At 65.2% G+C, this 12,847-nt stretch carries 13 protein-coding genes; 3 read left to right on the top strand and 10 right to left on the bottom strand.

The window, feature by feature from the left end; all coding sequences use genetic code 11:
• Window positions 1-54: 54 nt before the first annotated feature.
• Entirely contained in the window at window positions 55-759 is a 705-nt protein-coding gene (locus BJ6T_RS14265; RefSeq protein WP_014493083.1) for a hypothetical protein, read from the bottom strand.
• A 29-nt stretch (window positions 760-788) separates the two neighbouring features.
• Window positions 789-1,814: an ABC transporter substrate-binding protein gene (locus tag BJ6T_RS14260; protein ID WP_014493082.1), complete on the bottom strand. Its 1,026-nt coding sequence runs from the start codon at window positions 1,812-1,814 to the stop codon at window positions 789-791.
• Window positions 1,815-1,953: 139 nt separating this feature from the next.
• Between BJ6T_RS14260 and BJ6T_RS14255 the strand changes: the two genes are divergently transcribed.
• Window positions 1,954-2,403: a cupin domain-containing protein gene (locus BJ6T_RS14255; protein ID WP_014493081.1), complete on the top strand. Its 450-nt coding sequence runs from the start codon at window positions 1,954-1,956 to the stop codon at window positions 2,401-2,403.
• 57 nt (window positions 2,404-2,460) lie between these two features.
• On the opposite strand, the gene BJ6T_RS14250 is transcribed toward BJ6T_RS14255, so the two are convergent.
• From BJ6T_RS14250 to BJ6T_RS14225, 6 genes are all read right to left on the bottom strand, one after another.
• Window positions 2,461-3,234: an anti-sigma factor family protein gene (locus BJ6T_RS14250; protein WP_014493080.1), complete on the bottom strand. Its 774-nt coding sequence runs from the start codon at window positions 3,232-3,234 to the stop codon at window positions 2,461-2,463.
• A complete protein-coding gene (locus tag BJ6T_RS14245; protein WP_038935210.1) occupies window positions 3,231-3,740 on the bottom strand; it encodes a sigma-70 family RNA polymerase sigma factor in 510 nt (169 codons plus the stop codon). The genes BJ6T_RS14250 and BJ6T_RS14245 overlap by 4 nt, the downstream gene beginning before the upstream one ends.
• A gap of 49 nt (window positions 3,741-3,789) precedes the next feature.
• The gene (locus BJ6T_RS14240; RefSeq protein ID WP_014493078.1) at window positions 3,790-5,259 is read right to left on the bottom strand and encodes a YncE family protein; all 1,470 of its coding nucleotides are present in this window, start codon (window positions 5,257-5,259) and stop codon (window positions 3,790-3,792) included.
• A gap of 9 nt (window positions 5,260-5,268) precedes the next feature.
• Window positions 5,269-5,805 carry a DUF305 domain-containing protein gene (locus BJ6T_RS14235; protein WP_014493077.1) on the bottom strand — a complete coding sequence of 179 codons (537 nt, stop codon included), beginning with the start codon at window positions 5,803-5,805 and terminating at the stop codon, window positions 5,269-5,271.
• A 102-nt stretch (window positions 5,806-5,907) separates the two neighbouring features.
• The gene (locus BJ6T_RS14230) at window positions 5,908-6,693 is read right to left on the bottom strand and encodes an ABC transporter permease (RefSeq protein ID WP_014493076.1); all 786 of its coding nucleotides are present in this window, start codon (window positions 6,691-6,693) and stop codon (window positions 5,908-5,910) included.
• On the bottom strand, window positions 6,693-7,511 hold the full coding sequence (locus tag BJ6T_RS14225) for an ABC transporter ATP-binding protein (RefSeq protein WP_014493075.1): 819 nt from the start codon (window positions 7,509-7,511) through the stop codon (window positions 6,693-6,695). Before BJ6T_RS14225 ends, BJ6T_RS14230 begins: the two co-directional genes overlap by 1 nt.
• A 285-nt stretch (window positions 7,512-7,796) precedes the next feature.
• On the opposite strand from BJ6T_RS14225, the gene BJ6T_RS14220 reads away from it, so the two are divergent.
• The gene (locus BJ6T_RS14220) at window positions 7,797-8,579 is read left to right on the top strand and encodes an ATP-binding cassette domain-containing protein (protein ID WP_028170669.1); all 783 of its coding nucleotides are present in this window, start codon (window positions 7,797-7,799) and stop codon (window positions 8,577-8,579) included.
• Complete coding sequence (locus BJ6T_RS14215; protein ID WP_014493073.1) at window positions 8,576-10,135, top strand: glycine betaine ABC transporter substrate-binding protein; 1,560 nt, start codon at window positions 8,576-8,578, stop codon at window positions 10,133-10,135. Before BJ6T_RS14220 ends, BJ6T_RS14215 begins: the two co-directional genes overlap by 4 nt.
• A 128-nt stretch (window positions 10,136-10,263) precedes the next feature.
• Here BJ6T_RS14215 and BJ6T_RS14210 read toward each other — a convergent pair whose 3' ends face one another.
• Window positions 10,264-11,979, bottom strand: coding sequence for a sulfatase-like hydrolase/transferase (locus BJ6T_RS14210; protein WP_014493072.1), 1,716 nt, complete (start codon window positions 11,977-11,979; stop codon window positions 10,264-10,266).
• A gap of 214 nt (window positions 11,980-12,193) precedes the next feature.
• Window positions 12,194-12,847, bottom strand: coding sequence for a TetR/AcrR family transcriptional regulator (locus BJ6T_RS14205; RefSeq protein WP_014493071.1), 654 nt, complete (start codon window positions 12,845-12,847; stop codon window positions 12,194-12,196).

Below are 12,847 nucleotides of genomic sequence, written 5' to 3'. Positions count from 1 at the left end.
TTTGCTTTTTGGCCCATCACATGGGCTGGGCGCAGCGATGTCAAGCCTCGCGCGTCAGCGCGACGCGAACTGCTGCTCGATAAAGGCCGTGACAAATCGCGGCATTGTCGGCGTGAGATCACTCATCCCGCGCACGAGATGAATGGCCGACAACTCCGGATCGGCTTCGCGGGCGAGATTGGCCTCGATCCGGGCCCGGGCCACGTCACCCGGCATGTCCAGGTTGATGATTTGAATCATTGCAATCGACGGACCGGTGACGACACAGTGCCAGTCCGGCTGTATCCGGTAGTCGGCCGCGGTCAAGCCGGTCTCTTCCCCGAGTTCGCGGATGACACTGCCGGGAATGTCGAGCGCGCCGTCACTGACGTCGTCCAGATCGGGCGTGCCGGAGGGGAAATAGATGCGGCCCGCATTGGCGGTGTGCTGCGCCATCTCGCCCATGATGAAAGCGCCGTCGGAGGCGCGCAGCGCGCCCATGCCAAAGCCGTTGAACACGGCCTTGTCGGGAAAGCCCCAGTCGCGCCAGGCGAGGAAGCTCGCGAAATCCGTCTCGAAATAGGTCGCGGCGAGATGGCCGTCCGTGAACACGGCATCGCGCCCGAGCAGGACGCGACCGTTCCACATCTTCGGCCGCTCGCGCTGCTTCTCGGCGAAATGCGCCGCGATCTCGGCGCGGCGCTGCTCGGCGAACGGCCAGGCGATCGGTCGCACGGCAAGATCAAGCGTCGTGACGCGATGAATGACCAATGACGTCATGACACCTGATTACAATGCCTTCGCGTCAGTTATTTGGCGTTCCCCGTGGTCTTCTTGGCCTGATCGACGTATTTGTTGGTAAAGGTCTTGCTGACGTCGATCTTGGCGGCGGCCACCTCGGGCGAGCCGACGCTGAACACCGCGAGCACGGCGTCCGCACCCTTCGGGTCCATCTTGCCGGTTTCGGAGAACATCGGGATCGTGTTCTTCAGCGCGGCGAGATAAAGCTCCTTGTTCTTGCCGACCATCTCGTCCGGCATCTTCGCCATGATCTCCTCCGGCGAATGCGAATGGATCCAGCCGATCGTGGCGAGCATTGCGTTGGTGAGCGCCTGCGTTTCCTTCTCGTGGCCGTTGATCCAGGCCACGGTCGAGTACAGCGCACCGCCCGGATATTCGCCGCCGAACGTCTCGAGCGTGTCCTTCTGGGTGCGGGTGTCGCTGAGGATACGCAGATCCTTGTGGCTGCCCTGGAGCACGGTGACGGAGGGATCGAGCATCACGGCTGCATCGAGCTGCCCCTGCTCCATCGCGGCCACGGCGGTGGCGCCGAGGCCGACGCCGATCACGGCGGTGCCGGCGGGATCGAGCCCGTTCTTTTTCAGGAGATATTTGAGGAAGAAGTCGGTGGAGGAACCGGGCGCGCTGACGCCGACCTTCTTGCCGGCGAGATCCTTGACCGACTTGATGTCATTGGTGCGCGAAGGCGCGACCACCAGCACGAGGCCGGGATAGCGGTCATAGACCACGAAGGCCTGAAGCTCCTGCTTCTTGGCGGCGAGATTGACGCAATGGTCGAAATAGCCGGAGACGACGTCGGCGCTGCCGCCGAGCACGGCCTTGAGCGCGTCCGAGCCGCCCTTGAGGTCCACGAGCTCGACATTGAGGCCCGCCTTCTCGTACTCGCCGAGCTGCTTGGCCAGCACCGTCGGCAGATAGCACAGGCAGGCGCCGCCGCCGACCGCGATGGTCACCTTGCTTTGCGCCGCGGCAAGACCCGTGGTGAGCGTCAGCGCGAGCAGCGCGCCGGCGAGCCTGGCAATCGTGTTCTTCATTGGTTTCCTCCGTTCGGCTGGCGGCACCATAGAGCAGCAGGATTGGCTTGAGAAGCACTGCCAAAGTGCGACTCGCCATCAGCCTTTCGGCGCAATAGCATGGGTCCACAACAACAATTCTTGATGGGGAGGATCATCCATGAATCGCCTTGCAATGGGCCTGTCGATCGCCGCCGCCTTTGCCGCCGGATGCGGCGCCAACCAGCTGCTCCGGCCGGCGCTGGCCGCCGAGAACGTCACCGCGCAGATCATCCACACCGGCGAGATGGAGGGCGACGCACTCGGCCCCGCCAACAATGTCGGCTACCGTTCCAAGATGTTCGCCAGCGCCGACGGCGCCACCATCTCGATCCAGGTCGGCAATGTGCCCAAGCACATGCATCCCAACACCAACGAGATCCAGTACATCCTGGACGGGACCGGGACGATCTGGCTCGGCGACAAGGAGGTGACGGTGAAACCCGGCGACCTCGTCATCATCCCCAAGGGCACCCCGCATGGCGGCACCAAGCCGATCAGCGGTCAGGTCAAGGCCATCGCGATCAAGACGCCTCCGCAGGCGCCCGATGACACCAAGCTGCTGGATTGAGCTTTCGCAATATTGGGGCTCGCGCCAACGCGCGGGCCCGTTCCGTGGATCCCGGCACTAGATCGGGCGTGTCTGCTTCCGGATCTCGTTCGCGATCGGCTTGAGGGTGTCTCCCGGAAGCTGGCCGACGAGCGTGTAACCCATGCCGCCATCCGCCCACACGAAGCCCGCGACATCGCCGGTCGATTGCGGCATCATCGGGGTATCCAGATTGCGGTTGCTCATCGGACGCGTCAGCACGACAAGCCGGTCGCCGTGATCGTCATCGTACATGAACATCGCGGCCGGGCCGTGCGACGTCGCAACAAGGCGACCGCCCATCAGACGATAGCCGGATACAGAGAGATCCGGCACCTTGACCGGCTGTTTCAGCCGATTCGATACCCATCGCGTGAGCTCGGCACTGTCGGACGCCCTTATCTCGACCGGCCGCACGCGGTCCGGTGCGTAAACGCCATACGAATAGGCCGCCTCCTGTGCCAGCGCAGACAATCCATTCGAGCCCTCCTGCAAGACGCCGCGCATGGTCCATCCGCCGAGACCGCCGATGCCGAGAAGCAACATCGCAGCGATTGCCCACCACGCCCGCATGGGAGACCGCCTCCGGCTCTCGATGATGTGCGACAGATTCAGCTCGGCCGGCAACGGCTCGTCGGCGATCGACGCAAACGCCCCGCGCAGCTGCTCGCGCTGGGTGGCGAAGGCCGCAACGCGCGCGGCGACATCCTGATGATCGTCCAGATAGGATGCGACCTCCGCGCGCCGCTCAGGCTCGAGCGCCTGGTCGACATAGGCGTGAAGATCATCCTCGGTGATCGGCCGCCGGTTCATTTCACGCCCCGCAATGCCACGACGTTCCCTGGAGCCACGCCCTCCATCTCCTGCAATAGCCTCTCCCGCGCGCGCGACAGGCGTGACATCACGGTCCCAACCGGGATCTTCAGCACTCCCGCGGCGTCCGCGTAGGATAGATCCTCAACCGCAACAAGCAACAACACGGCACGCTGCTCTTCCGGCAATCTCGCAAGCTTTTTCAGGACATCCTGATAGATCAGCCTGTGCTCCTGCGCGGCGGCACTGACAAGCTCACGCTCGCCTGCATCGTCGATCGGCATATGCCTGCCCCGCGCCGTCGCCTGGCGGAATTGCGTGACCGCCAGATTGTGGAGGATGCTGAACAGCCAGGCGCGCACGCTGCCGTCGCGCCGCTGATGCCAATGGCTGACGGCACGCTCCAGGCAATCCTGAACCAGATCATCGGCAGCAGCGCGATCGCGCAAAAGCGCGCGCGCGTAGCGGCGGAGCGCGGGGATAAGCGGCTCGACCTGAACCAGCATGTCCTTCACGAGGCGCTCCACCTGCCCTTAGCCGAGGTCGGACGGCCCGTCATCGCGCCTCGATCTGGACCGCCTCACCGGGCATGGCCGCGTCGCCAGCCGCAATCACCAGGTACCGCCTTGCTTCAGCGGCAGACTGGTCGACGATCTGCCGGATCGGACCGGCCACATTGACGATAGCAGATCCAGCCGGATTGGTCATGAACGCCGCCAATGGCTGCAACGGGCCACTGCCGTCGCCATGCTCCGCCAGAGCAAGCACATATTTCTGCTTGGGTTGAAGTCCCGTCACCGAAGCCTGCAATATCTGAATCAGGCCTTGGTCGAACAGCGACACGCTGGTCGGCGCCATGCCGTCCTTCGCACCGTCCTTCGACGCAAGCGTGAGATGAGCGACCTGCCCGGCGACGCCGAGGGCCTGCAAATTCTGGCGGTCATCAGGGTCAGGCGCGGCATTTGGAACATACGCGATCGCCTGCGGCGCCTGGCCGATCGGAACGTTCCCGACCACTTTATTGGTCGCCGTGTCGATGGCCGCGAGCGCGTCGGCGTTCTCCAGCCCCACATAGATGCGCGTGCCGTCGCCGGACGGCCAGACGCCGTGCGGCAGATTGCCGACCGGGATCGTCGCGACCTGCGAGAAATCGTCGGTGCGGAACACCTTTACCTCGTTCAGGCCGCCGATGGTGACGTAGGCGAACGTGCCTTTGGCGGTGTGCGCGAAGTTGACGTGGTTGGTGATCGGCCCGGTATCGATCGTCTTGATCGCGTTGAACGGAGGCCTTGCGTTGAACACCTGTGTCCGGCCTACGTCCTTCAGCGTGAACCACACCTGGTTTCCATCCGGCGTCGCCGCGATGTTCGGACAGAATGGGCTCTCCTGCTTCACCGTGGCGATGATCTTGTGCTCGGCCACCGCGACGACGTCGGTCTCGGGATTGAAGGACGAGCAGATGTAGCCGTATTTGCCGTCGGGTGAGAAGATCTGCATGCCCGGCCCGTTCGGGGTCGTGATCCGGGTCTTCTCCTTGAAGCTGATCGGATCGATGACGGAGATGTAGTTCTCGCCGCGAACCGTGACCCAGACTTCCTTGCCGTCCGGCGTGAAGAACGCCTCGTGCGGCGATCGTCCGACGTAAGTGATATGCTTGACCGCGTTGGTCGCGGTGTCGATGAAACTCACCGAATTCGAGCCGATCGACACCACGGCGAGCGTCTTGTGATCGGGCGAGAAGCCCATGCCATGCACAAGCACCTGCCCCTTGTAGAGCGGGCTGAAATTGCCGGGCTGCGGGTCGCCCAGCCGGATCACGCCAAGCAGCTTGTTGTCGACGGGATCGGTGACCGAGACGGTATTCGAGAACTGCTCTGCGGCGTAGACGCGGTCGTGGTGGCTCACCGGAATATCGGGGGCGGACAGCGCGCCCGGCGCCTGCCCTGCCCACGCGACCGAACCCGTCGCAAGCATCGTGGCCGCCAGGAAAATGGTCTTCATCATCGTGCATCGTGACGTGGTCATCTGCGACTCCTACTTCTTCATTCCCGTGGACATATCCATCTGCATGCCCGGATGATGATGAACGGTTGTGTTGGGAGCTGAGGGCGGCTGGGTCGGGGCGGGCGTGGTGTCTGTCGCCGGCTCGCCGATCGCGAGCTTCATGGCCGCGATCTCCTGCATCTGGTCGACGATGATTTCCTGGGCGATGCGCCGCAGCTGCTCGTTCTTGCCATAGCGCAATTCGATCACCGCCATGTCGATCGCGCCCTGATGATGCGGGCTCATCATTGCGACGAAGTCGCGATCGATGTCGCCGGTCGGCTTGGCCGCCATGTCGTTCATCATCTTGGTCATCGCCGCTTCGTTTTCTTCCAGAAACGCACGCTCCTCCGTGCTCACCGCGACCGGCGGGGCGGCCGGATGGGATTCATGCGCGAACACGAGCGGCGGGAATGCGAACGCGACCAGAATGCGCGCGGCAAGGAACGCAGTGCCGAGGCCGGGCCTGGGCCATCGGCATCTGCCTGCGAACACCGCTACGGCGCGGCGAAACTGTGAGGGGGGCATCCTGAACTCCCATGCAGGTGGTTGCATGGGGGTATGACGTATGGCCGCGCGTTCTATTCCGGGCGGTCAATCACATAAACGTCAGCAGGCAAACGAGGCGGCCTATCCCCGCCCGTCCACGGTCGGCCGCCAGACCAGCAGCCTGCGCTCAACCAGCGTCACCCCGAAGTCGATCAGGATGACGAAGGCCGACAACACGAACATGCCGGCGAACACGCCGGCGACGTCGAAGATGCCTTCGGCCTGCTGGATCAGATAGCCGAGCCCCGCCGCCGATCCCAGATATTCGCCGACGACGGCGCCGACCACGGCGAAGCCGACCGAGGTGTGCAGCGAGGAGAACATCCACGACAGCGCCGACGGCCAATAGACGTGCTGCATCAACTGCCGCTCGCTCATGCCGAGCATGCGGCCATTGTCGAGCACGGTGCGGCTGACCTCCTTGACGCCCTGGTAGACGTTGAAGAACACGATGAAGAACACCAGCGTCACGCCGAGCGCGACCTTGGACCAGATGCCGAGGCCCAGCCACAGCGCGAAGATCGGCGCAAGCACGACGCGGGGCAGCGCGTTGACCATCTTGACGTAAGGATCGAACACCGCGGCAACCAATGGCTGGCGCGCGAACCAGAAGCCGACCAGCACGCCGCCGAGCGATCCGATCACGAACGCCAGAATCGATTCCGTCAACGTGATGCCGAGATGCTTCCAGATCACGCCGGACGAGAACCATTTGACGATCTGGCTGAACACGTCGACCGGGTTGGAGAAGAAGAACGGCGGCAGCAGGATTTTTCCGAACACCGGCACGGTCGCAAAGAGCTGCCACAGTACGAGGCAGACGACCGCGACCAGGACTTGCAGCGCAAGCAGCGTCACGCGTGACATCAGATCGCCTCCGCCGCTTGGGTCGATTGCGCGTAGCCCTTCATCACCTCGTCCTTGAGCACGCTCCAGATCTCGCGGTGGAGCGCATGGAACTCCTTGTCCAGCCGCACCTCGAAAATATCGCGCGGGCGCGGCAAGCTCACGCGCCAGTCGCCGATGATGCGCGAGGACGGCCCCGCCGACATGATCACGACGCGGTCGGCGAGCGCGATCGCCTCTTCGAGATCATGGGTCACGAACAGCACGGCCTTGCGGTCGGCATTCCAGAGGTCGAGCAGCAGATTGCCCATGACCTGGCGGGTCTGCGCATCGAGCGGCCCGAACGGCTCGTCCATCAGGAGTATCTTTGGGTCGCGGATCAGCACCTGCGCCAGCGCCACGCGCTTGCGCTGGCCGCCGGAGAGCATGTGCGGATAGCGGTTGGCGAAAGCCCCGAGGCCGACGGAAGTCAGCCATTTTTGCGCGCGTTGCAGCGCCTCGGCGCGGGGCGTGCCCGCGATCTCGAGCCCGATCGCGACGTTGTCGAGCGCGGTCTTCCAGGGGAACAGCGCATCGGCCTGGAACAGGTAGCCGGCGTCCCGGTTCAGCCCCGCGAGCGGCCGGTCGAATATCTTGATGCTGCCGGCGGCAGGCTTGAGCAGGCCGGCCGCGACGTTGAGCAGCGTCGATTTCCCGCAGCCGGTCGGCCCGACGATGGCGACGAACTCGCCCTGCGCGACCGAAAGATGCGCCTTCTCCACCGCCGTATAGACCCGGTCGTCCCCCAGCCGGAACGCGACCTTGGCATCTTCCAGCGCCACTGCCGTGGGCGTCGTCATGTGTTCCCTCCGAACTTGGCCCGATGCCTTAGCCGCTCGCGCGGCCAAGTTCAATCGAGCCGCCAAGCGTGCTACGCATGGGCCTGCCGTGCTCTTACCCTCCCCTGGAGGGGGAGGGTCGGCTTACATGAGCGCAGCGAAATGTGAGACGGGGTGGGGTGACAGTCTCTCCTTTGAGGCAGTCCCCGTGTGGAGAGGTCACCCCACCCCGCTTCGCACTCCGCTCCGCTACATGCGAAGCGACCCTCCCCCTCCAGGGGAGGGTAAGAGAGTGAGCCCCGCCCAATGCCTTCCAGGCCGATGATTGGCTATTCCCACGTCAGCAAGAACTTCGGCTCACTCAAGGCCGTCGACGATGTGTCGCTCGATATCGCCGAGGGCGAATTTCTGGCCATCGTCGGCGGCTCCGGCTCCGGCAAGACCACGCTGCTGCGGCTCGCCAACCGGCTGATCGAGGCCGATGGCGGCACCATCACGGTCGAGGGCGAGGATGTGCAAACCATCGATCCGGTCGCGCTGCGGCGCCGGATCGGTTACGTCTTCCAGAGCGGCGGGCTGTTTCCGCATCTGAGCGTCGCCGACAATATCGGGATCACGCCAAGGCTGCTGGGCGCACCGGCAGCGGACATCACCGCGCGGGTCGACCAGCTGCTCGAGCTCGTGCAACTTGACCGTGGCGCGCATCGCGATCGCCTGCCCGAGGCGCTCTCCGGCGGCCAGCGCCAGCGCGTCGGGGTGGCGCGAGCGCTCGCGGCGCGACCCCGCATTGTGCTGATGGACGAGCCGTTCGGCGCGCTCGATCCCCTCACCCGCGATGCGCTCGGCGAGGATTTTCGCGAGCTGCATCGCAAGCTCGGCCTGACCACGGTCATGATCACCCATGACATGACGGAGGCGATCCTGCTCGCCGACCGCATCGCGGTGATGCGCAGCGGACAGCTGCTGGCGCAGGGCACGCCCGCGGAACTCTCGACGAGCGGCGACGCCTATGTGCTGGAGCTGCTGCGCACGCCGCGGCGCCAGGTCGAGCGGCTGAACGCGCTATTGCCACAGAGCGGTGCGGCATGAGCCTGTTCGCCGATCCGCGCTGGGGCGAGGCGCTGTCGCATCTGCCCGACTATCTCGGCAACCATGTTCGGGTCAGCCTCGCCGCGCTCGCGCTCGGCCTCGCCGTCAGCCTGCCGCTGGCGATCCTGACACGCAACCGCCCGGCGCCGCGCGCCGTCCTGCTCGCGCTCGCAAGCATCGTGCAGACGGTGCCCGGGCTGGCTCTGCTCGCGCTGTTCTATCCACTGCTGCTGCTGGCTGCGTCCTTGACGCTCGCCTGGTTCGGGATCTCCTTCTCCGCTTTCGGCTTCCTGCCGGCGATGCTGGCGCTCGCGCTCTATTCGATGCTGCCGGTGCTGCGCAACGGCATCACGGGCCTCAACGGCATCGATCCCGCGCTGATCGAAGCCGCCAAGGGCGTCGGCATGACCGCGCGGCAGTCGCTCATCATGGTCGAGCTGCCGCTGGCGCTGCCGGTGATGATGGCCGGCATCCGCACCGCGGCGGTGTGGGTGATCGGCACGGCGACCCTGTCAACGCCGATCGGGCAGACCAGCCTCGGCAATTACATTTTTGCCGGGCTTCAGACCCAGAACTGGGTGTTCGTGCTGTTCGGCTGCTTTGCCTCGGCCCTGCTCGCGCTCGCCGTCGATCAGCTGCTCGGCCTGATCGAGAGCGGCTTGCGCCAGCGCAGCCGCCTGCCTGCCGCGCTCGGCGGCATCGGGATCGCGGCCCTGGTCCTCGCAACGCTGGTGCCGACGATCGGACGCTCGTCGCAGAGCTATGTCGTCGGCGCCAAGACATTCGCCGAGCAATATGTGCTGTCGGCCCTGCTGAGGGACCGCCTCCAGGCCGCCGGCCTCTCCGCGACCGCGCGGTCGGGTCTCGGCTCCAGCGTGATCTTCGAGGCGCTCAAGGCCGGCGACATCGATCTCTATGTCGATTATTCCGGCACGCTGTGGGCCAACCAGCTGCACCGCACCGACATCAAGCCGCGCGCGGAGTTGTTGGCGGAGCTCAAGACAGCGCTCGCGAAAGACAACATCACCCTGCTCGGCGAGCTCGGCTTCGAGAACGCCTATGCGCTGGTGATGCCGAAGAAGCACGCCGAGGCGCTCGGCATCCGCACCATCGCCGATCTCGCCGCGCATGCACCAGCGTTGTCCATCGCCGGCGACTACGAGTTCTTCTCGCGCCCCGAATGGGCGGCGCTGCAAAAATCCTATGGCCTCTCGTTCCGCGCCCAGCGCCAGATGCAGCCGGATTTCATGTATGCGGCCGTCGCCAGCGGCGAGGTCGACGTGATCGCCGGCTACACCAGCGACGGGCTGATCGCGAAATACGATCTGGCCGTGCTGGACGATCCCAGGCACGCGATCCCGCCCTACGACGCGATCCTGCTGCTGGCGCCGAAGCGCGCCGGCGATGAGCGACTACGGGCCGCGCTCGAGCCGCTGCTTGGCAAGATCGACATCGCCACAATGCGCGAGGCCAATTTGCGCGCCAGCGGTAACGACGCGAATTCATCGCCGGATGCGGTGGCGAAGTGGCTTTGGGAGAAGGTGGGCAAGCGGTAGGCCAGGATTTCGTAGGGTGGGCAAAGGCGCGTAAGCGCCGTGCCCACCGTCTCTCAACACGCGCAACGGGATGGTGGGCACGCTTCGCTTTGCCCACCCTGCGATCTGGGTCTGCGTAGCGATCAGCGCTACAGCCCCCTGATGATCCCGGCATTGATCAGCAGCCGGTTGAGCCGCCGCGCCTCGGCGCCGTCCTTGCAGCCGTAGAAGATGCCTTTGCAGCGGAGCATGATCTGCTTCTGCTCGGCGAAGGAGGGATCGAGCGGAATGCCGGCGGCCTCCTGAATCACCAGCGGGAGATAGGGGCCGTCGACCGTGTCCATCACGGCCTCGCTCTTCACCGGCTCGAAATTGATGGCGTCGATCGCGTAATAGGTCGCGTAGAGACGCGGATCGTAAGCGTCGAGCTTCTTGCCGAGCGCGCCCTCGTCGAGCCCGGGCTCGAGGAGGTTCGGCGCAAACTCGGGCTGGTGATCGCCGTAGCGCACGATCAAGAAGGGCTCGCCGGGAAAATTCTTCTTCAGCCCCGCCACAAACGTTCTGTACTGCTCAGCGCTCATCGCCTGCCGGCGCAGATATTCGTCGACGGACGCCACATTATTGCCCGGCGCGCGCCAGTTCGGCAGCAGATCGGGGCGGAAGCGCGTCTCCCAGGGGAAATGATTGGCGCCGAGATAGATGAAGGTGAACAGCGGCTTGTTCGGCGGCTGCTGGCCCATCAGCTGGAGCGCCTTGTCGTAGAAAAAAGAGTCGGGCTCGACGTCCTTGGCGCCGAGATCCTTCGAGTCGAGGAAGCGTTCGACGCCGGTCGTCACCTGAAAGCTGCGCGCGCCCATGAAGCCGCCATAGGCGGGATAGAGCGATAGCGTGTCATAGCCGCAGCGGCGCAGCGCTAGCGGCAGGCCGCGCTCGACGCGGTTTGAGGCGATGCGCGTCACGAAATAGGCGAAGCGGCCGAAGGAGCGCGAGGAGAGGCCAGCGAGCACGTTGTATTCGGTGAACCAGCTCGGCCCGCCATTGCTCTCGGCCAGGAACGTGCGCTGCTTGCCGTCCCAGGACTTGAAATGATCGCCATAGCGCGGCGGCACCTTGATGCCCTGGGCGGCGCGAATGTCGAAGCTCGATTCATCATGGACCATGATGATGTTCGGCCGGCGGCCCGCGGGGTGGCAGGCATCCACCAGCGGCATGATGAGCCGCTCGTTGGTCGAGGCCGCCGACTCCATGAAACCGTATTGCGCGAAGTCGGAAACCGCGCTGACGCCGGAGCGGAAGAATTTCGAGAGATAGCCGTCGTCATAATAGCCGCGCCAGGCCTCGTCCGGATGATAGAGCGAATAGCCGACCAGCGCGGCAAGACAGGCGAGCGTGGACGCGAACGCCGGCAGGCGGCGGATGCGAAACGGATCGAGCCACCATAGCGCATACATCAGCGGCAGCGTGACGAGGCCGGCCCCGATCACCGACCAGCGCAGGTTCGGAAAGATCGTGAACAGGAACGCCACCGTGTCGCGGTCGATCATCATCAGGTCGATGAAGTTGACCGTCATCTGCACGACGTCGTGCTTGAGCCGCGACAGCAGCACCAGCACGACGACCATGGTCAGCGACAGCGCACCCGACAGCGCCGGCCGCCGCAAGAGCGTGATCCAGAAGAAATTGAGGATGCCCCAGGCGAGCACGAAGGAGAGGCGCGAACCGAAATCGGTCTCGGTCTCGTACATCAGCGCGAGGGCGGCAAGATGCGGCGCGGCAACCGCGAGCAGCCGCCAGATACCGAGCGCGGCGACGCTCGCCAGCACGGCGGTGGTGGCAGAAGGACCTGGATTCGGCGCGGACGCCATTACGGCACGCAACAGCTGGTCCGGCGCAATGATACCTAGCCGTCTGGCCGGCCTAACGACGGCAAGGGCATCCGGCGCAGCCGGAAGCCTGCACCGTGTCATAAAACTGTAACGGAACAGTCAAGGACAGGCAACGCGCGCGGCGGTCCGACCTTCGCCTATTGTCGGTGGGCGGCGATGAGCCGCACAGCGAGGGGCGGAGCCGCTGGCCAGGCTAGGGCTTGGCGATCCCCGCGATGAAGAGGTCGATCACGCCTTCCGCCATCCGCTCGGTCTCGCCCTCCTCCACCCCCCAGCGCGGAAAGTGGCCGTCGAGATTCATCCGGGCAAAGCCGTACACCAGGGCGCGGCCGGCGATCTGGATGCGCTTGAGATCGGCCGACCGCAGCAGGCCCTGCTCCGCCGCGTCTGCCAGCATCCGTTCGGTCAAAGCGATCAGCTCGGCATGGTCGCGTGTCAGCTCCGCTGAGCTGCCATGGGCGAAGTAGCGCCCCGTGGAGATGATCTCGAAATGCGCGGGGTTGCGCCTCGCCCAACGCAGGTAGGCGAGCCCGAAGGCGCGGAATCGGCCGAGCGGGTCGGTGGCCGGCGCCTGGTCCAGCGCCACCTCGATCTCGGCACGAAAGCGCCGCTGCGCCTCCCCGGCCACCGCCGCCATCAGCGCGTCGCGGTTGGGGAAGTGCCGGAACGGCGCCCCCGGCGACACCGCGGCCCGGCGCGCGGCCTCGCGCACCGAAACCTCGGCTCCCTCCGCCGCCAGTTGCAACGCAGCATCGATGAGCACGCGGCGGAGGTCGCCGTGATGATAGGGCCGGGTTTCCGGCGTTTGGCGGCGGGTGCGCGGCTTGGACGGCTGTCGGGCGGGCAT

The organism is Bradyrhizobium japonicum USDA 6 (assembly GCF_000284375.1).
GTDB lineage: Bacteria > Pseudomonadota > Alphaproteobacteria > Rhizobiales > Xanthobacteraceae > Bradyrhizobium > Bradyrhizobium japonicum.
Note: the sequence above shows the minus strand (reverse complement) of the source record. Positions and strands in the feature narration are given on the sequence as shown.